This is a genomic window from Clostridium tyrobutyricum DSM 2637 = ATCC 25755 = JCM 11008 (genome assembly GCF_000359585.1).
In the GTDB taxonomy this organism is placed as follows: Bacteria; Bacillota; Clostridia; order Clostridiales; family Clostridiaceae; genus Clostridium_B; species Clostridium_B tyrobutyricum.
Map to the genome: position 1 here is coordinate 34,108 of NZ_APMH01000028.1, position 20,348 is coordinate 54,455.

The window sequence follows — 20,348 nt, forward strand, 5'->3', positions numbered from 1 at the left end:
ATATGTTGAAATTATTTCATTTATTAATTCTTCTATATTACAATTATTCTCCACTAAAAAATCAGCATACTTTCTATATAAATCATATCTCTCCTTAAAAATTTTTTCTATTTCTTCAGTACCATTTTTTAAAAGTGGTCTATTTGATATGTCTACATCGCTAACTATGTCCTCTATTTTTCTATCTATAAAAATTACAATTCCATTTTGTTTTAAATTTATTATATTCTGTTCATTCTTTATTACTCCTCCGCCTGTGGATATTATACTATCTTCTTTATTACTAATCTCTTCTACAGACTTTAATTCTATATTTCTGAAGTATTCCTCCCCATTTTCTTTAAATATTTGTGGAATACTCTTATTGTATTTACATTCAATGTATTCATCTACATCTATAAATTTTTTATTTAATTTAGAAGAAATACTTCTTCCAATTGTAGTTTTGCCGCAGCCTGGCATACCTATAAGAACTATATTTTTATTTTTCAACCTCATATTATATACATTCCTTCTACTATAAAATATACTTTAATATTATTTTGATAACTCATTATAAATCTCATCTATAACACTCATAGATATGCTTTTTTTCTGCCAAATCTGTTGAGATGCTACAGCTTGAGCTACCAGCATATATAATCCATTAACTGTTTTAATGCCCAATTCCCTCCCGTACTTTAGAAATAAAGTGTAATTGGGATTATATATCAAGTCTACAGCCGCACTAAAATTATTTAATATTTCCTTGTCAACTGGAGAAACTTCCACATTTGGATACATACCACAAGGAGTACAATTTATTATAATATCTGAATTATTTATATTGTAGAGTTCTTTGTAAGATATGATTTTACAATCATTTTCACTAGTTTTTTCAGGATTTCTACTTACATATGTAATGTCACTGCAATTATTGTCTATAAGATATCTAACTGCTGCTTTAGAAGCTCCGCCTGTACCTAATATAACTATATTTTTATTGGATATATCTATATTATATTTTTTTAATGTCAAACCAAAACCATAATAGTCTGTATTATATCCTTTTAATCTATCATTGCAAAATTCTATTGTGTTTACTGCTCCTATTTTTTCTGCTTCCATAGATACTTCATCTATATACTGCATTATCTTAATTTTATGCGGTATAGTTACATTGACGCCTCTACATTTTAAAGTTTTCAAAGCTTCTACACTCTTCTTTAAATTTCCACTCTCTATTTCAAAAAGATTATAATTTCCCTCTTTATTGATTTTCTTTAAAATAAGATGGTGTATTATAGGTGAGAAGCTATGTCCCAATTTTCCTCCTATAAGTCCATAAAGATCACTCATACCAATACCTCCTGATAATTAAATACTTAACTATTCGTCCCAAAATACTTTCAAAATACTTTCTATATCGTGTTCACAATCTATTATATGATTTGGATACCATTCCCTTGGAAATAATTTCTTATACTTAACTGTCATAAACCTCTTGTCTATTAAGAGTATAACACCTCTATCGCTTTCTGTCCTTATAACTCTACCTGCCGCCTGGAGTATTTTATTCATACCAGGATACATATAAGAATACTCGTATCCCAAGCCATTCTTTTTATTAAAAAAGTCCATTATTATATCTCTTTCAAAAGATATTTTTGGAAGTCCTACTCCTACTATTATACTTCCTATCAATTTATCCCCTTTAAGATCTATACCTTCTGAAAACAATCCTCCAAGTACTGCAAATGATATGAAACTTTCTTTTGAGTCCTCTTTGAAATCATTTAAAAATTTTTCTCTTTCAGATTCACTCATGCCAGATTTCTGGATTGAAGTCTTTACATCAGGAAACTTTTCTATAAAAAGTTCATATACTCTATCCATATACCCATAAGAAGGGAAAAAAACTATATAATTGCCTGTTCTCCTGGAAACAACAGTCTTTATGTAGTTTATAATTGGCAGACAACTTTCTTCCCTGCTTCTATAAACTGTTGAAATATTACTAGATATCAGGATTTCCCTATTTCTTCTTTCAAACGGGCATAAAAGTGTCATATTATAATCCTCTGCTCTGCCTCCAAGTATATCTTTAAAATAATTCATTGGAGATAATGTAGCTGAAAAAAGTATGGAAGCTTCTGCACTTTTCATTCTCTCATCAAGTAGAGTTGATGGATCAATACACAATATTTTAACCTTTAAGTCACCTGCCATATTTTCTATATAAGTTATAAAATTATCATTATATATCTCATATATTCTAATAAAGTTATTTACAGTAAAATATTCATCTAAAATTTCATCATATCCTGTTTGACCAGCATTTTTAATCATCCATTCTTCTATTTGTGAAGAAAAGTTTTTAAGCAAAAAATAGATTTCTGACATTTTACTCTTTTGCGCATATATGTTTTTTTTAATATATACTATATCACCAGACAACTTATCTTTTAAATCTTTGAATTCCAAATTACAATTTTTCTTTAAATCAAGCATATAAGAATTTATTTTATTCAGACACTTTAATATTTTATTATCTTCTTTTTTAATAAACTTTTTTATATGCAAAAATGATTTTTTATAAATTTCCGCTGAAAACATATCTCTTGATCTATCTACTAAATTATGCGCTTCATCAATTAAAAGTACATTTTTTTCCGATGATTCATCAAAAAATCTCCTTAAATATACCCTGGGATTAAAGGCATAATTATAGTCGCATATTACATAGTCACAGAATAGGGCAGTATCTAGGCAAAATTCAAAAGGACAAATTTGGAACTTTTTAGAATATTTTATGATTTTGTCCCTAGTTATCAAATCCTCTGAATTTATAATTTCAAATATAGCTTCATTGACTCTGTTATAATGACCTCTAGCATATTCACAGTGTTCCGGATTACACGCCGTATCATCATTTAAGCATACTTTTTCTTTTGCCGTAATAGTTATACTTTTTAATCTAAGACCACGTTCAAACATAATTTTTAAAGTTTCTTCTGCTGTAGCTCTTGTTGTAGTTTTAGCTGTCAGGTAAAATATTGTAGAAAGCTTTTGGGTAGCCAGGGCCTTTATTGACGGGAAAATTGTAGATATTGTTTTACCTATACCCGTAGGTGCCTGAACAAACAATCTTTTTTTATCCCTTATTGTTCCATAAACTACTGCTGCCAACTTTCTCTGACCAGTTCTATAGCTCTTAAATGGAAACTTTAAATCATCTATGGATTTATTTCTAATATCATTCCAATCTTTTTTAAGTTCAACCCATTTATAATATTTATCCAAAATATCAATAAAAAAACGCCTAAGATCCTCTATGTTGATCTTTTCTTTTATAAATTTAACTTTATGGTCATTTATATTATAATATGTAAGTTGTACACATATATAATCAAGTTTATTTTCATATGCATATATATAGGCATAGCATTTTACCTGTGCTAAATGCAAGGGATTGTAAGTTGCATCTATCATTTCAAGAGGTCTTGTCACTGTTTTTATTTCATCTATAGTTACACAATCGTCTTCTAAAATTATTCCATCTGCTCTACCCTCTATTAAAAATTTAAATTTCCTATATATTATTTCATATTTTAGTGATACCTCACAATTATAAGTGGCGCTTTTGTCTCCTATTATCTTATCTTTGTACTGCTGCTGTATCTTTTGATGTACTCTGGTACCTTCCAATGCTCTAACATTGCTGGTAAACCTGTTGTCTAGATCACCCTGCCTAAGTACAAATTCTACAAGATTTCTCACGGATATCTTTATTACATCCTGATCCATAAAATCAACTCTTTCAAAACTCAATATATTATATTATTTTACTATATACAATTGATAATATCTAATTTATTTTTACAAATTCAATACAATGTACTCCCTTTACTGTAAAATTATATATTTTTATATATTTATTTCTATTTGGTAGATTATTATACAAAAATATAGTATAATTAATCTAAATTGTTCTATAAATTATTTTTAAATATATACGATAATAATTATATTGTATTATAATTCTAAAATTTATTATATATTTAGGAGGTAAGCATGAACGGATCTAAAAAACTAATATTTTCTTTTTTTATTTCAGCTTCTGTTATAAATACTAGTGTTGTTATGTCTAATAGTGTCCATGCTGCTGGAAATTTACCAAACATTCAAAGTACCGCTTATAACAATGTTGGAAATATATTTTCAAAAAGTGGTTATACTGGCGAATGCACTTGGTTTACATATGGAAGGACTCTAGAAAAATTAGGTATAGCATTACCTTCAGAATTTTATGGTAATGCTGTTGACTGGTGGTATGCCAATGCTAGGGATAATATATATTCATATGGAACAGAGCCGAGGGATAATTCCATTGCAGTATGGTATGGAGGCCCAAAAGGTTATGGTCATGTAGGTTTTGTAGAAAAAGTAGAAGGTAACTCTGTATATTTAAATGAGGGAAACTTCAACGTTAGAGGATCATATGACGGAAATGTAAAAGTCATGACAAAGTCTCAAATGCAAAATAGAGGAAATATATTTCTGAAAGGATATATATATGTTGGGTCTGGCAAATCTGCAAGTATTCCAGCTTCTGCAACAACAGAAAATCTAAAAGTTATCAATTCTGGTATAGTTAGCATATCCAGTTCAGGTTCGAGCCTAAATGTACGAAGTGGAGCTGGAACTTCTTTTGGAACCATTGGAAATTTTAAAAATGGTCAATCAGTTCAAATATTAGGAACTGTTGGAAACTGGTATAAAGTCAAATTCAATTCCAGTTATGGATATGTTAATTCAAGCTACATAAAAATAGGTTCTTCACAGCAGATTGCACAGGGAGCAGGTGGAAATTTCGATAATACTACCTCAATTTCCCAAACAAAAGCTTATGTCAAATTAAGTGATGTGTCTTCTTCCTTAAATTTAAGAAGTAATCCTAATGGAGCCGTTATTGGATCTTTATCAAACGGTCAAAGCTTGTCATTAGTGGGTAAAAATGGTAATTGGTATAAAGTTACTACTTCAACTGGTCAAACAGGTTATGTATCTTCTGCTTACGTATCAACTACAGTACCTACTAATTCAGTAACAGTAAATTCAAATACTGTAGGCTCGCCTAACATAAGTTCAACATCAGCTTATGTAAAATTAACTGACAGTTCCTCCATCTTAAATTTAAGAAGTACCCCTAATGGAGCCATTATTGGATTTTTATCAAATGGTACCAAAATATCGTTACTGGGAAAAAGCGGAAACTGGTATAAGGTTTCTGTAAATGGTAAAACAGGTTATATATCCTCAGCTTACGTATCTGCTAATACTGCTGCAGTTAAAACAAGTAGTCCAGTTAATACTGTTTCTGGGAAAACAGGCACAGTCAAGCTTCAAAATTCATCCTCAACTTTAAATTTGAGAAACAGTGCATGGACAGGACGTGTAGTATCATCTCTTAAGAATGGTACTAAAGTTACAATTTTAAGTTCAACTGGTAGATGGTACAAGGTTTCTGTAGGATCAACTATAGGATATGTTCATTCAGATTATATACAATTATAATCATGTAAAAAAGTGGATTCTTTTGAACCCACTTTTTATTATAAAACATTATTCGTTAATTTTATATTTCATTTCAAGTGACAATTTATCTAGAAGTTGATTTTTATCAGTTCCATCTTCAGGAAATGTAACCGAAGAAGTTACTATTTTGTATTTTAAATACCTTAAATCATTATCTCTAATATTTTTGTAATAGTTCATAATCTTACTCGATTTTTCTACTACAACATTTTCATCACAGTTTGGAAGAACTGATATGAATGTTGATATCCCATACTTTTCAAACAAATCAGGCTTTTTAAAAAAATTCTTCATATTTTCATAAAGTATATCCAATAATGCCAAATAACTATCTTTAACTTCTATTTTTTCTTCTGATTCCCTGGCATTTATTTTTATTAAACTCAGCATCATAAGTGATAATTTTTTATTTTTTAATTTAGCCTCATCTATCTGTTTATTAATATATTCTTGAAAATTCAAGTATATTATTTCTCCTGAATCATTATTATTTTCATATGTAGATATAAGTTGTTTTGTTCTATGAATTAATGTTTTAGAACTAAATGGTTTTAATATATATTCTGAGGCACCTTCTTTTATACATTTTATAAACATACTTCTTGTATTTAATTTAGTAAGTATCATAATGGGGATTTTTAATTTTCTAGCTTTAATCTTCCTAAGTATTTCAAGTCCATCTTCTCTAACAAGACCTATCTCCAATATAATTAAACTTATATCATCTTTATTATCAGATAATTTTTTAAAAAAATCAAAAGAACTGCTTGATTCATATATTTCTATTCCTACACTTTCCATTATATCTTTGACCCTATATCTTACATATGGCATATCATCTAATATTATAATTTTATTCATATCAATTCATCCTATTATTCAATATTTTGTATTATACTCTTATTATCGTATACTATTACAATATTTTAATAGGTAAAATTATATTAAAACATTCCTCCATCCACAGTTATAATTTGACCTGTTATATATCTGGATGATTCACTGCACAAAAAAGATACTATATTACTTATGTCCTCAGTTTTTCCAAATCTTCCTGATGGTATTTCATCAATTAGAGCATTTCTTTCATCATTGCTCAGCCATTTATTCATTTTTGTATCAATTACACCAGGTGCAACTGCATTTACTCTTATATTTGAAGGAGCCATTTCTTTAGCAATTGCTTTTGTAAATGAATTCACAGCCCCTTTAGCTGCAGAATAGATTGACTCACAAGAAGCTCCTTCGCTGCCCCATATTGATGATATGTTCACTATAATTCCATTTTTTTTGGATATCATATATTTTAATGCACAGTGAGTACAGTTTAATACTCCTTTTAAATCTACATCAATTATTCTATTCCACTGATCTTCATCAGCATCTATAAAAAGTCCTATATTAGAAACACCTGCATTATTTACCAATATATCGATTTTGCCCATATTATCTACTGCACAATCTATTAATTTTTTAGCACTATTATAATTACTTACATCTCCTTGAAATATAATCCCAGTAACACCATACTTCTTTATGTTATCCAAAGTCCTCCTTGCCTCTATTTCATTTTTCCTATAGTTAACAATAATATTGGCTCCACATTTTGCAAGTTCAATTGATATAGCTCTTCCTATATCTCCAGATCCACCTGTTACTACTGCAACTTTCCCGCTTAAATCAACCAATTAAAACTACACCTCTCATATTTAAATTTTACTATTTTATTATACACCATATATTATCGTAAATATTTATACCTTATATTGCATATTATATTATATTGTGTTATCATAATAATAATTATTGATTAATATGTTTTGTTTGGAGGGATTTATATGCAATTAAAATTTCAAGGAAAACCCGTAACACTTTCTGGTAATACTGTTAAAGTAGGTGATACTGTACCTGACTTTACTGTAATTGATAACAACCTTAATCCAATATCTTTAAAAGATACAAAGGGAGTAAGAATACTTTTAACAGTTCCATCTATTGACACACCTGTATGTGATTTAGAAACAAGAACTTTTAATGAAAAAGCTTCTGAAATTCCAGGAGTTACTGTATATACAATATCAATGGACCTACCATTTGCACAAAGTCGTTGGTGTGCAGCTCATGGAGTTAAAAACGTAACAACAGCTTCTGATTATAAGGATAGGAGTTTTGGAAAAAATTTTGGAACCTATATAGTAGACTTGGGCCTTCTTGCAAGAACTGCATTTGTAGTAGACAGCAATAATAAAGTTACATATGTAAATTATCTTGAAGAAGTAACAGATTATCCTGATTACGATGAAATTTTAAATGCTGCAAAAAAAGCAAAATAATATTTATATAAAGTAAATAGGTTGTTAATATTGCCTCAATAGCCTGTTTACTTTTTTATTTGCTTTGAAATTTACAATATGATATAATTTTCGTATAATTATAAGATTTCGGATGAAGATAATTGAATTTGCATAGACTATTATTGGACGAAACTCTGGAGAGACTCTATTGAGCGCCGAAGGGGAAAGCTTTGTTCCAGCGAAACTCTCAGGTAAAAGGACAGAGATTTTATAGTAAGATGTTTATTGGGTTGCATTGACTAATAATTATCTTGCCATCGAATTGATTTCCCAGAGACTAATAACTTAGTCTCTTTTATTTTTAATTACACAATTAGACAAGGAGATGTAACATATGAAGGCAATTATAACTGTACTTGGGCATGATAAAGTCGGGATTATACATGAAATAACTTCCATATTATCTAAAAATAATATAAATATTTTAGATATAAATCAAACTTTGATAAAAGGTTATTTTACCATGGTAATGCTGGTAAATATATCAAAAATGAATGTAGATTTTAAACAATTAAAAGCTATACTTGATTCTAAAGCTAATGAAATTGAGGTTTCCATTAAAATTCAAAGAGAAGATATCTTCACCTCCATGCATGAGATTTAGAAACTTTAAATTATTAAAATAATATATACGAGGTGTTTGAAATGATTAATTCTAAAAACATAATGGAAACAATAAACATGATTGAAAAAGAAAATCTTGATATAAGAACTATTACTATGGGAATATCTCTTCTAGACTGCATAGAAAGTGATGGTAAAAAAGCAAGGACTAAAATTTACGATAAAATTACCAAATATGCCGAAAATCTAGTAAAAACAGCTGAAGAGATTGAAACTGAATATGGGATTCCTATAATACATAAGAGAGTATCTGTAACTCCTATATCCCTAATAGCCCAAGCAAGTTCTGATACTAACTATGTCGAATTTGCAAAAACTTTGGATAGAGCTACTAAAACTTTAGGAATAGATTTTATCGGAGGTTTTTCAGCTCTTGTACATAAAGGTTATTCAAAAGGAGATAGAATACTTATAGAATCTTTACCCGAGGCCCTGGCTGTAACCGAAAAGGTATGTTCTTCCGTAAACGTAGGCAGTACAAAGTCAGGTATTAATATGGACGCAGTAAAAGATATGGGAAGAATAGTAAAAAAAGCGGCTTATCTTACAAGAGACAATGAAAGTATTGGCTGTGCTAAACTGGTTATATTCTGTAATGCTGTTGAAGACAATCCATTTATGGCAGGTGCTTTTCATGGAGTTGGTGAAGCTGAATCAATAATAAATGTAGGTGTAAGTGGACCGGGAGTTGTCAAATGTGCTCTTGAAGAAGTAAAAGGCAGAAGTTTTAACGTAGTAGCAGAAACCATAAAGAAAACTGCTTTTAAAATTACTAGAATGGGCCAGCTAGTAGCAGAGGAAGCTTCAAAAAGGCTAAATACGCCTTTTGGTATAGTAGATTTATCCCTTGCCCCAACACCAGCTGTAGGTGACAGTGTTGCAAGGGTTCTTGAAGAAATCGGTTTGGAAAGTTGTGGATGTTCTGGAACTACCGCTGCTTTGGCAATGCTAAATGATGCAGTTAAAAAGGGTGGTATAATGGCAGCCTCTCAAGTTGGAGGTCTAAGTGGTGCTTTTATACCTGTAAGTGAAGATGAAGGAATGATAAATGCTGTTAACATAGGTGCACTTAATTTGGAAAAATTAGAAGCAATGACATGTGTATGTTCAGTAGGTCTTGACATGATAGGTATTCCAGGAGATACTCCTGAATCAACTATATCTGCCATAATTGCAGATGAAGCTGCTATTGGTATGATAAATGCAAAGACAACAGCTGTAAGAGTAATACCTGTTTATGGTAAAGGTGTTGGAGATGAAGCCAATTTTGGGGGGCTTCTTGGAAAAGCTCCTATAATGAAGGTAAATACATTTTCAAGTAAGGCCTTTATAGATAGGGGTGGAAGAATTCCAGCTCCAATTCACAGCTTTAAAAATTAAATTAAATACACTATAGTAAGTCCACTTTTTATGGTAATTACTATAGTGTATTTTTACAATATATATCTAACCTCCAATAATTGGGCCAATAAATTTGACTATAATTGGAGCTATAATTACAGTTATAATTCCGGCAATTCCTATAGAAAGCCCACTCATAGAACCTTCAACTTCTCCCATTTCAATAGCCTTAGCAGTACCAACAGCATGAGAAGATGTTCCCAATGCAATACCCTTTGCAACTCTATCATTAATTTTAAGAAGCTTAAATATAATAGGTCCTATTATTGATCCTACTATTCCAGTTAATACAATTGCAGCTACAGTTACTGCAGGTATTCCACCTACTTGTTTTGATATTTCTATACCAATTGGTGTAGTTATCGACTTTGCTACCATGGAATCCATAATAACCCTACTTAATCCAAATAACCTGGATAATATTAATGTACTTACAATTCCACAAACTGAACCTACGGAAATCCCTACAAATATAGGAAGCGCATTTTCTTTTAAAAGTCTTAACTTTTTATATATTGGTACTGCTAAAATTACAGTAGCAGGAGTTAAGAAAAATGTTATATATTGTCCACCCTGATTATAAGTGTTAAAGCTAATATGAAACCTTAATAGGAAAATAATTATAAGCGTTTGACTTATAAGCAGCGGATTTAATATTGGAATTTTAGTTTTATTATATAGAATGGTTCCTATCTCAAAAGTAAACAATGAAATCATAATACTAAACAGTGGAGTTGTTATTAATTGTCTCATTTTCTTCTCTTGGTCCTTTCTGAATAGATTTCGAAGTTTTAATGTCTTGTCTCTTTTTAATAATTCTTACAGTTAATGCAGTAACCACTATTACAATTATGCTTGATATTACCAGGACTGCCAAAATAGGAAACACAACTTTACTGATTGTTTTAAAACATGTCATTAATTGTACTGCTGCAGGCACAAAAAAGAATGCCAAATTTTTAAGCAAGAAACTGCTAACATGTTCTATATCTTCTACTTTAATTACTCCTAAACATAATATAGCAAGCAAAATGAATATCCCTATTACATTTCCCGGGATAGATAATTTTAACACTTTGTTAATAACATTACCTATAAAACTAATTATAAGTATTATGCAAAGTTCCCTTAATAGTTTCAAGTAGTTCACACCTCTTTTCATTACTATAATTAACACTACTATAATAACACTATAATAACATGGTATGACCACCTTATTATATTAACATTTTGTTAATATAATCTTTATTTTCATGCTGTCTACAGAATGATTTTTAGAGAATTGCATCAATACGCCACTTATATCCTTTTCACAAATCAACATTATTATATCAATTTCTGTTTTTTTGATAATTCATTTTCAATTTCAAAAATTCTCTTTTTTAAAATTGGATGTAAAACATATGGTGCTATTTCAGAAAGTGGTTTTAAAACAAACATTCTTTCATGCATTCTTGGATGAGGTATTGTTATTTCTCTTGAATCTGAAATTATATTGTCATAAAGTAATATATCCAAATCTATAGTTCTAGGTCCCCATTTGATAATCCGCTTTCTTTTCAATATTTTTTCAATATTCATAAAAAATTTTATCAATTGTTCAGGGGTTAGTATTGTTCTAACATGTATTGCACAATTTAAAAAATTATGCTGATCCAAATATCCTACAGGCTTAGTTTCATAATTGCTGGAAATGTCTATAACCTTACAATATTTAGAATTATCTATCATAGTAATAGATTTGCTTATATTCTCCTGCTTATTTCCCATATTTGATCCTAAACTAACATATACATTATGCCAGAGTTTATTTATTTCTACAGCTACATAGGAAACGGGTCTTCCAATTGGAGCCCATGGTTTTTTTATAGTAAGTCTTATTCCCTTTATAAAATCATATTTTAAAATAACAAATTCTGCCAGTTTATCTCCTGCAGTTTCAATTAAATTATATTTGCATTTTTTAAACTCATTTTCAATATCAATGCATAATTTGGCATAATTAACTGTTTTAGATAAATCATCATTTTGAGACGCTTCTTTTATGTCAATAAATATTTTAGCGGACAAAAGAAATTTTTGCCCAAGTTCCTTTTCCTGTTGATTTACGCCGTGAAAAGCATATATTTCAAGATTATTTATTAATATACTATCCATATCTATCTCCCCCTCACAATCGCATCAGAAATAAGGCATGCTCTCTTATTCTCAAGCACATCATGAACTCTTATAAAATCACAGCCTTTTAATATTCCTATTGCCGTAGTAGCTAATGTACCTTCAACTCTTTCACTTACGGGAAGGTTAAGTGCATTTCCAATCATTGATTTTCTTGAAGTTCCTAATAAAACTGGATATCCCAATTCAGTAAGACTTTCAAGTTTATTCATTACCTCAAGATTTTGTTTATAATTTTTAGCAAAACCTATACCCGGATCTATAATTATATTTTCTTTTTTGACTCCATTATTTATTGCAATATCTATGGACTCTCTCAGATCATATAAAACATCTTGGATTAAATTTTTATATTCATTATTATTTCTATTGTGCATAATACAGCACGGAGTTTCATATTTAGCTGCAATCTTTACCATATTACTATCTCTCTTAAATCCCCACACATCATTTATCATGTCTGCACCTGCCTTGATAGAACACTCAGCAACTTTACTTTTATATGTATCTATTGAAATCGGTATATCAAATTCCCTTTTTAATATCTCTATTATAGGCATAACCCTGTCTATTTCCTCATTCTTATCAATAGGAGTACAATTTGGTCTTGTAGACTCTCCTCCTACATCAATAATGTCAACTCCATTTTTTATCATCTCGCCTGCATGATATACAGCTTTATCCAAACTATTAAACTTGCCTCCGTCTGAAAATGAATCTGGAGTTACATTTAAAATACCCATAACATATGTTCTGCTCCCGATATCAAAAATTTTATTTCCAATTTTCATTTTTCTTTTCAATTAATCCACCCCTAATACATCAATTTATAATTTTTCTTTTCTTGAGACCAGTTACATTCCTCTAAAGCATTACAACAAAAACATCTTCTAGAAAGCTTATCAGCTCTGTACATAATTTGTGATAAAATATCTTTTTCTATATGTCCATTCCTATGATTTTTAATAGCTCTAATTATATTAAAAATCTCACAATTTTCAAATCCACATTCTTTAAGTATTTCTTCTGCAATTTCAACACTTGCAATATCATGAGGGATATTTTCTTTATACTGTTTATGTCTTCCAATATCGTGTAACAAGGCAACTGCATATATACTTTCTTTTTCAAGATTTAATTTATCTTCAAGACTTATTATGTATGCAATTCGTGCAGTATCAAGCATATGAGATAAATCATGATGACAAAATTTTCTACTCTCTTCACATTTCCTATTTTTTTTTAGACTTTCTTTGAACATTTTATTATTCAATATAAAATTTATCTTTTTCATATTATCCTCTCACACTATTTACCCATATTAATCATAGAATATACTTGATCTATCAATTTTGGATCACCATTAAAAGTTCCAAGTGTAACTGCAGTGACGGTCTTACTGCCAGGTTTTTTAATTCCTCTCATTGTCATACACATATGCTCAGCTTCTACTATTACCATAACACCCTTTGCATTCAAATATTTAAATATGGCATCAGCTATTTGTCTTGTCATTCTCTCCTGCAGCTGTGGACGTTTTGCAAAGACTTCTACAGTCCTTGCAAGTTTACTTAATCCTACTACTTTTCCAGATGAAATATACGCAATATGGGCCTTACCATAAAACGGAAGAAAGTGATGTTCACACATAGAATAAAAGATTATGTCTTTCTCCAAAACAATATCATCACTTTCCAAAGTAAACATCTTGCTTAAATGCTTTTCCGGATCTTGATTTAATCCTTTAAAAACTTCTTTATACATTCTTGCAATTCTATCCGGAGTCTGTAGAAGTCCCTCCCTGTCTGGATTCTCCCCTATAGCTTCAATTATCATTCTGACTGCCTTTTTAATTTTAGTTTCATCTATCAACGAAAACACTCCTAATTTTATTATTATGATATATACTAAAGCATCTTAACTATTAAAAACATGATTTTCATACCTAATCCAATAAATTTTTGTTCATATTCAGTAGTTATATTACCTTTAAAATTACTCTTATGCAAATCATAAGTTAAATATTGTATATTAAATCCACTTTCTTTAAAATAATTTTGTGATTCATTAAACAACTCTAAATTATCAGTTTTAAACCATATTTCACCTTCCGGTTTTAAAAATATTTTGTATTTTTCTAAAAGCCTTGTGTGAGTAAGCCTTCTTTTTTTATGTCTTTCTTTAGGCCATGGATTGCAAAAATTTACGTATATTCTACTTATTTCATCTCTATCAAATACTTCTTCAATATTGTTTATATTCATAGGTACTATTCTTACATTCTCCATTTCCATATCTATAGCTCTTCTAAGTGCATATATTAATACCTCATCTTTTAAATCAATTCCTATATAATTAATATCTTTATTATTACTTGCATTATCACATAGAAATCTTCCTCTTCCACACCCTAGTTCTAAATATATATCTTGAGAATTTTTAAACTCTTCTCTCCATTTTCCCTTATATTCTTGAGGTTTTACTACTGTTAAACGACTAGATCCCATCTCCGGCCTAGCCCACCACTTTTTCCTTAATCTCATAATTCATTACATGGTGTCAAAATAATATAAAAACCTATAACTATCTAAATTTACACATAAAATATGACCATATTAAAAATTTGGTTTTCATATGGTCATATATATTGTCCTTTTATATTATATATTTCGACAAACCTTCTCCTTTCCTATTTTTGTTCATTCATACAATACCTCATATATTCCTCCATATGATTATAGAAATACAGTTACAATATAATACTTTGAGCTATACTCTTAATCAAGTTATACAAATAATTTGACGGAACTCCTACTACATATCTCGCAATTGGAGTAGCAACAAACAAAAGCAGTATTATAATTTGATATTTATAAATTTTATCAGATACCTTATAATAAATAGAAGGAAATATATCCCTCAATATATGAAAGCCATCCAAGCCTGGCAACGGTATAAGATTGAATACAAACAACATACAATTTATACTTACAGCCTGCATAAGCACAATAATTATTATATTTGAAACCGATACATAATTCGAACTATTGTAAGATACAAATTTATATAATAAAACAGCTAAAAATCCAAGTACAAATGCCACAATCAAATTAGCTATAGGCCCTGCTATAGATACTTTAAGATCAGCTCTATTTCTATTCCTATAGGCACTTGGATTTGTCTCAACTGGTTTCGCCCATCCAAATCCAACTAAAAGTATCATTATAAAACCAATTATGTCTATATGTGCAAATGGATTTAAGGTCAACCTTCCCTGAAACTTAGGAGTCTTATCCCCTAAACGATCTGCCACAAAAGCATGGGCATATTCATGAAATGTAAGTCCTATAAGTATGCCAGGTATAATAAGTACTTTATTTAATATATTTATACTATTCAAACAATCCCTCCTTTCAATATAATATAAATCAATTAACTTTATGTATTATTGTATTAAAACTTTTTCTAATTTTTCATTGTCTATAGATACAATTCCACCTTCATACATCTGAACAAATTTTCCATAGTACTTATATTGTTTTCCATTTATAACATTCCTTACTATACCCTGTAGATTGTCATTTACATATATATCACCATTATTGGACACATATACATCTTTTTTATCAACTTCTTCCCTCAAATCTACAACACTATATTTGTTTGTTTGTCCATCCACATTTCCATAATATAGCTTTGTAATTTTCCCATTTTTCAAATCTCCCAAATATATCCTATCTTCTTCATCTACACCTACCCACGTTGGATTTTCAACTCCTGGTATATTAAGTGATTTATCCTGTCCACTTACATAAATACGGTTGTACAAACTATCTTCGTATATTAGTGCATCTTTTAATGATAATATACCTATATCTCCAATCATATAAGACTGAGTCTGAACTTTCTGTACTTCACTCATTATGTTAACTCTATATATATTGGTACCCTTACCCGTACTTACCATTTTTATGTATATAACATTTGTAAGTGGAGATTCTTGTATATCCGAAATTTGAGTTTTACTGTTAAAGCCATCAATTTTTTTAATGTTTTCCTTTATATCTTTATCTACATCATAATATTCCATATTAAAACTATAGTCACTATCTGAACTTTGCTTCTCTGCTATGAGTATTCTATTTCTATCTTTAAGCCATTTGTAAAATGACAAATCTACTCCTGATTTGAATTCTATCCGTTTTTCATAACCAGTTTCTGTGTCTATAACCGTAAGTACATTTTGAGCATAATAAGATGCATACTTACCATCAAAAGATACTTTAATATTATTGGCATCTTGTGGTATTTTTATAACGACATTTGATTTTTTAGGTTCGCTTTTTAAAACTTTTTTTGTTTCTAGTTTAGTATTTGAAGACAAGAAATAATTATTTATATAAAATAATCCAGCAAATTGTACAACTAAGGATATGAGAGCCCATATTACAATTCTTCTAAAAATTTTCATATCATACTTCCCTTCATAATTATTCTTCTACTATTTCTCTACATATATTATAGAAGCTACAGACCTTTCTCCCAACGGATCGCAGGGATTATTTATTATTTCTCCTTCATAATACATAGTAGATGAAGAACCACCGTCCAGATTTGTAGCATTTACAGCCCCATATTTAAGCATTATATTCTGGACATCTTTTAGAGAAGCTCCAACACTTTTAGTTTGTCTGCCATCTATAACAAGTAATAATATAGCCCCATCACTTCTTTGTCCTATAGCAGTTCTAGGTGCTATTCCCCAATTACCATCACCTGATTTTATAGTCCCTTCTCCATTGACTACAAGAGCTGGTCCAAAAGATATGGCATCTCTTACTCCAAGTTTTTTAATTTCATTTATACTGTATTTTCCTACTAATAATTCACCTTTATTTGTGATTCCCATAATTTCTTTTTTTGAGTTCATGTTTTTTATATCATTATATACTATTTTACTATTACTCATAAGAAGTCCTACAGGTTTTCCTCCAGTGCCTGTCCATGCACTATTTTCAGAGGAACTATCAGTAAATCCTCCACCATTTATGGCAGCTACAGCATTGTTGTCTTTAGCTATTCTGCTGGTTAATTCTCCAGATACTCCCAGCCTGTTTGTATAACCAACTTTAACTCTAGTTGGATCATGCACTATAAGTATATATCCTTTAAATTTCTTGCCATCACTTATATCTTCTCTTTCTATACTGCTATCATGTTTACTGCTAAATTTAGAAACATCAACACTTTGTTGTTTTATATTGTCTATCTGACTTTCACCTAATATTTGCTTTATTTCTACATCAGATAAAAATATTTTTGCAATGTATTGATGGCTCAGCGTAGTCATGGCTGCGCCTACCATTGTCCTTGTAACATTTTTAAAAGGTCCTCGAAATATCAGAAATGGTGCCGTAATTCCAGTGAATACGAATTCAAAAATTAAAAATAGTAATACAATTTTCCATATTGATTTTCTAGTTTTACCTGGTATTTCTCTCCTGCCCATTCTACAATTTTCCTTTCTAAAAGTATGTCACTCAATATTGTACAATAAATATGTCATTTTTTAAATAGAAATAATTACAAATTTACTAAAAATTTTGTTAACAAATACATATCAGTTAAAAAATAATAAAATTATGGAATTATAATTTTAAATACTTTATAATTATAATTCCATAATTTTATTAAATAATACTATAAATTTTTAAATTTCTATAATTTCTTAGATGCCTCATATGCAAGTGGTGAACGTTCACATTCACTATGTTTTAAAGTAACTTGATAACATAATTTGCTGCCTTTCATCTTTTCCGATGCATAACTTAATCCATTGGATCTAGAATCCAAAAACGGCTGATCTATTTGTTCAGGATCTCCTACAAGTAAAAGTTTTGTTCCTATACCTACTCTAGTTACAATGGCTTTGACTTGCTTTGGAGTAAGATTTTGAGCTTCATCTATTATAATCCAGTTCCTGACTATAGATCTTCCTCGCAAATATCCAACAGCCTCAGTAGCTATTATTCTTCTGTCAAATAATTCTCTAATCTTATCTGCAAGTTCTTTTTCGTTTTTATATCGTTCTTTTTCATCAGAATCCACCAATATTTCTAAATTATCCAGTACTGGTCTCATAAATGGGGATATTTTTTCTTGCTCAGTACCCGGTAAATAACCTATATCTTCATCCATAGTTATATTGGGCCTGCATATCAATATTCTCCTGTATTGACTCATATTTTCTTCCAATATATTATGAAGTCCAACTGCCAGTGAGAATAAAGTCTTGGCAGTTCCTGCTGGACCTTTTATTATTACAAGTGGTGCCTTATCCGCTCCTGTAAACAATGACTCAAGCATAAATTTTTGTCCTACATTCCTGGCACTTATGCCTATAGCTGAACTATCCTTAAAATTAAGTTGTACAATCTTTTTTCCATCAAATATTCCTAATGCACTTTGTTTTGGATTATCAAAACATCGAATTGTAACAAACTCATTATTATAAAGTTTAGGCGTAAAATACTCATTTTTTGATTCTATATAACAATTTATTTTATCCATCTCTAAATATTTATTTTTATAAAATTCTGCCATATTATCCCGTGATGTATATACTTCTGTCCTTCCGGTATATTGACTTTCATCTTCAGGTACTATTTTCTCATAAAAATCATCTACCGGTATATCTACAGTATCTGCTTTAATTCTTTCAAAAGTATCTTTCGTTATTAAACAAACATCTTCTCCCTGTTCTTTAAGTCCCATACAAACTTGTATTATTCTATTATCAGGCTTAAACTTATCCCATGATTGAGGAATCTTAATATTATAGTGATTCATTTCAACTCTAAGGCTTCCGCCACCAGGCAATTGAACCCCCTTATCAAGCTTTCCATTTTTTCTTAAATCATCTATTAGTCTAGCCGCATTTCTGGCATTTGCACCTAGATCATTTTTATTTTTTTTAAAATTATCTAATTCTTCTAAAACAACTTCTGGAATCACTACATCACACTCTCCAAAACTTAGTATGGAGACAGGTGAATAAAGAATAACATTAGTATCTAAAACATACGTCTTGCTCAAAGTCGCTCCTCCCCTCTCTAATACTATTATATTATGGCAACATTAAAAATAAACATACTAAAATCATTATATTAATTATTATTAAATATAATTGTATTAAAATTAATTATTTGGGAACACTAATTAAGTAAAGGAGTGTTTTCTTATGAATTATAGGCATACAATTAAAAACAAGGAAAATATAAATATAAATTCATCAGCATCTGTAAATTTGGTTTTCAATAATAGTTTAGATAATAATATAGATGAAGACACTTATATAAATAATTGGACTGTAGATACACCTCAAACCAATAACAAAAATACTAAATAGAAAATTTATATTAATAAATTCATGATATTTAATAGTAAATATTTATATGACTTAAGTATGTGAAATCATTCATTTCATTAATTACCAATCTTCATTCTCATCTTTTAACTAGCATCACTATTTTTTGTAAAATATATTGAAAATAAGTACCGACGAAGCGATACTTATTTTTATTTTATATTTTTAATATTATAACTAATAATTTTATACAATCGTTTATATGTAGGAGTTTTTAAAGTATATTCAATACATAACTTTTGAAGTGATGTATGACATAGCAATAAACACTCCCAAAGTTATTAATGCCAATTCTTTTTATGATAAACTTATAGAAACATTTGGTTAAGAAAATACAGACTGGTTTTTATTTAATTGTTATAGAATAGATCGATAACTCCTTAAATATAGATACGTCATAAATTTCAGTACAGTAGATCAGATATTGTAAATACTATTAGTGTACATTCATTACCTTCTATTGATTAATTATCATACCATAGATTTTTATTCCTGGCTTTTTTATGTACAAGAACTATGACAAGGTCCTAGAATTAACTAGGCCCTTGCTAATTAGAGTTAAAGCTTAACAATGGAGCCTTCAACTACTATTATATATAATTATGATAATGATTACAATAGATAATTAATCCATAATAAATTTAGCAGAAATATTTTCAGGAAACTTTTGTTTTAGATTTAAAAAATAAATATTTAATAGCAACCCCACCTATATACATAAAAAATACTATTTGAATTAAAAAAACATAAGTAATATTTATTCCTCCTTGTATAATGTGGTTATAACA

Annotated in this window: 20 protein-coding genes, 1 pseudogene and 1 riboswitch; of the genes and pseudogenes, 5 read left to right on the plus strand and 16 right to left on the minus strand. The window is 29.4% G+C overall.

Annotation, left to right across the window (positions count from 1 at the left end):
- Nucleotides 1-15: 15 nt before the first annotated feature.
- The 3 genes and pseudogenes from J418_RS16850 to J418_RS0111385 form a co-directional block, all read right to left on the minus strand.
- Nucleotides 16-498 (minus strand): annotated as a pseudogene (locus tag J418_RS16850) (shikimate kinase); the annotation flags it as partial.
- 39 nt (nt 499-537) lie between these two features.
- Nucleotides 538-1,338 carry a shikimate dehydrogenase gene (aroE, locus tag J418_RS0111380; protein WP_017895619.1) on the minus strand — a complete coding sequence of 267 codons (801 nt, stop codon included), beginning with the start codon at nt 1,336-1,338 and terminating at the stop codon, nt 538-540.
- Between the two features lie 30 nt (nt 1,339-1,368).
- Nucleotides 1,369-3,786: an ATP-dependent DNA helicase gene (locus tag J418_RS0111385; protein ID WP_017895620.1), complete on the minus strand. Its 2,418-nt coding sequence runs from the start codon at nt 3,784-3,786 to the stop codon at nt 1,369-1,371.
- Nucleotides 3,787-4,053: 267 nt separating this feature from the next.
- On the opposite strand from J418_RS0111385, the gene J418_RS15630 reads away from it, so the two are divergent.
- Nucleotides 4,054-5,556: an SH3 domain-containing protein gene (locus J418_RS15630; RefSeq protein WP_017895621.1), complete on the plus strand. Its 1,503-nt coding sequence runs from the start codon at nt 4,054-4,056 to the stop codon at nt 5,554-5,556.
- A 48-nt stretch (nt 5,557-5,604) separates the two neighbouring features.
- On the opposite strand, the gene J418_RS0111395 is transcribed toward J418_RS15630, so the two are convergent.
- On the minus strand, nt 5,605-6,438 hold the full coding sequence (locus J418_RS0111395; protein WP_017750936.1) for a response regulator: 834 nt from the start codon (nt 6,436-6,438) through the stop codon (nt 5,605-5,607).
- Between the two features lie 83 nt (nt 6,439-6,521).
- On the minus strand, nt 6,522-7,265 hold the full coding sequence (gene ymfI / locus J418_RS0111400) for an elongation factor P 5-aminopentanone reductase (protein WP_017895622.1): 744 nt from the start codon (nt 7,263-7,265) through the stop codon (nt 6,522-6,524).
- Between the two features lie 150 nt (nt 7,266-7,415).
- On the opposite strand from ymfI, the gene tpx reads away from it, so the two are divergent.
- The 3 genes from tpx (at nt 7,416) to J418_RS0111415 (ending at nt 9,935) form a co-directional block, all read left to right on the plus strand.
- Nucleotides 7,416-7,910 carry a thiol peroxidase gene (gene tpx, locus J418_RS0111405; protein ID WP_017750934.1) on the plus strand — a complete coding sequence of 165 codons (495 nt, stop codon included), beginning with the start codon at nt 7,416-7,418 and terminating at the stop codon, nt 7,908-7,910.
- A 145-nt stretch (nt 7,911-8,055) separates the two neighbouring features.
- Nucleotides 8,056-8,144, plus strand: a riboswitch (glycine riboswitch).
- 121 nt (nt 8,145-8,265) lie between these two features.
- Complete coding sequence (locus J418_RS0111410; RefSeq protein ID WP_017750933.1) at nt 8,266-8,535, plus strand: ACT domain-containing protein; 270 nt, start codon at nt 8,266-8,268, stop codon at nt 8,533-8,535.
- A gap of 41 nt (nt 8,536-8,576) precedes the next feature.
- Nucleotides 8,577-9,935, plus strand: coding sequence for a PFL family protein (locus J418_RS0111415; RefSeq protein WP_017750932.1), 1,359 nt, complete (start codon nt 8,577-8,579; stop codon nt 9,933-9,935).
- A gap of 66 nt (nt 9,936-10,001) precedes the next feature.
- Here the strand turns inward: J418_RS0111415 and J418_RS0111420 are convergent, their stop codons facing one another.
- The 11 genes from J418_RS0111420 to J418_RS0111470 form a co-directional block, all read right to left on the minus strand.
- A complete protein-coding gene (locus J418_RS0111420; RefSeq protein WP_017750931.1) occupies nt 10,002-10,709 on the minus strand; it encodes an LrgB family protein in 708 nt (235 codons plus the stop codon).
- Nucleotides 10,678-11,097, minus strand: coding sequence for a CidA/LrgA family protein (locus tag J418_RS0111425; protein WP_017750930.1), 420 nt, complete (start codon nt 11,095-11,097; stop codon nt 10,678-10,680). Before J418_RS0111425 ends, J418_RS0111420 begins: the two co-directional genes overlap by 32 nt.
- Nucleotides 11,098-11,282: 185 nt before the next feature.
- Nucleotides 11,283-12,113: a 2-amino-4-hydroxy-6-hydroxymethyldihydropteridine diphosphokinase gene (gene folK, locus J418_RS0111430; RefSeq protein WP_017895623.1), complete on the minus strand. Its 831-nt coding sequence runs from the start codon at nt 12,111-12,113 to the stop codon at nt 11,283-11,285.
- Between the two features lie 2 nt (nt 12,114-12,115).
- Nucleotides 12,116-12,925: a dihydropteroate synthase gene (gene folP, locus J418_RS0111435; protein WP_023625398.1), complete on the minus strand. Its 810-nt coding sequence runs from the start codon at nt 12,923-12,925 to the stop codon at nt 12,116-12,118.
- Between the two features lie 23 nt (nt 12,926-12,948).
- Nucleotides 12,949-13,428, minus strand: a complete 480-nt coding sequence (locus tag J418_RS0111440; RefSeq protein ID WP_017750927.1) for an HD domain-containing protein — start codon at nt 13,426-13,428, stop codon at nt 12,949-12,951.
- A 14-nt stretch (nt 13,429-13,442) separates the two neighbouring features.
- The gene (gene folE, locus J418_RS0111445; RefSeq protein WP_182915964.1) at nt 13,443-14,003 is read right to left on the minus strand and encodes a GTP cyclohydrolase I FolE; all 561 of its coding nucleotides are present in this window, start codon (nt 14,001-14,003) and stop codon (nt 13,443-13,445) included.
- Between the two features lie 38 nt (nt 14,004-14,041).
- On the minus strand, nt 14,042-14,677 hold the full coding sequence (gene trmB / locus J418_RS0111450) for a tRNA (guanosine(46)-N7)-methyltransferase TrmB (RefSeq protein ID WP_023625397.1): 636 nt from the start codon (nt 14,675-14,677) through the stop codon (nt 14,042-14,044).
- A gap of 206 nt (nt 14,678-14,883) precedes the next feature.
- On the minus strand, nt 14,884-15,534 hold the full coding sequence (locus J418_RS0111455; protein WP_017750924.1) for a site-2 protease family protein: 651 nt from the start codon (nt 15,532-15,534) through the stop codon (nt 14,884-14,886).
- Between the two features lie 45 nt (nt 15,535-15,579).
- Nucleotides 15,580-16,605, minus strand: a complete 1,026-nt coding sequence (locus J418_RS0111460) for a hypothetical protein (protein ID WP_017750923.1) — start codon at nt 16,603-16,605, stop codon at nt 15,580-15,582.
- A gap of 30 nt (nt 16,606-16,635) precedes the next feature.
- Nucleotides 16,636-17,643, minus strand: a complete 1,008-nt coding sequence (locus tag J418_RS0111465) for a phosphodiester glycosidase family protein (protein ID WP_017895626.1) — start codon at nt 17,641-17,643, stop codon at nt 16,636-16,638.
- A 209-nt stretch (nt 17,644-17,852) separates the two neighbouring features.
- A complete protein-coding gene (locus tag J418_RS0111470; protein WP_017750921.1) occupies nt 17,853-19,229 on the minus strand; it encodes a PhoH family protein in 1,377 nt (458 codons plus the stop codon).
- A 145-nt stretch (nt 19,230-19,374) separates the two neighbouring features.
- Here J418_RS0111470 and J418_RS16625 point away from each other — a divergent pair, with 145 nt between their 5' ends.
- The gene (locus tag J418_RS16625; RefSeq protein WP_017750920.1) at nt 19,375-19,542 is read left to right on the plus strand and encodes a hypothetical protein; all 168 of its coding nucleotides are present in this window, start codon (nt 19,375-19,377) and stop codon (nt 19,540-19,542) included.
- Nucleotides 19,543-20,348 lie beyond the last annotated feature (806 nt).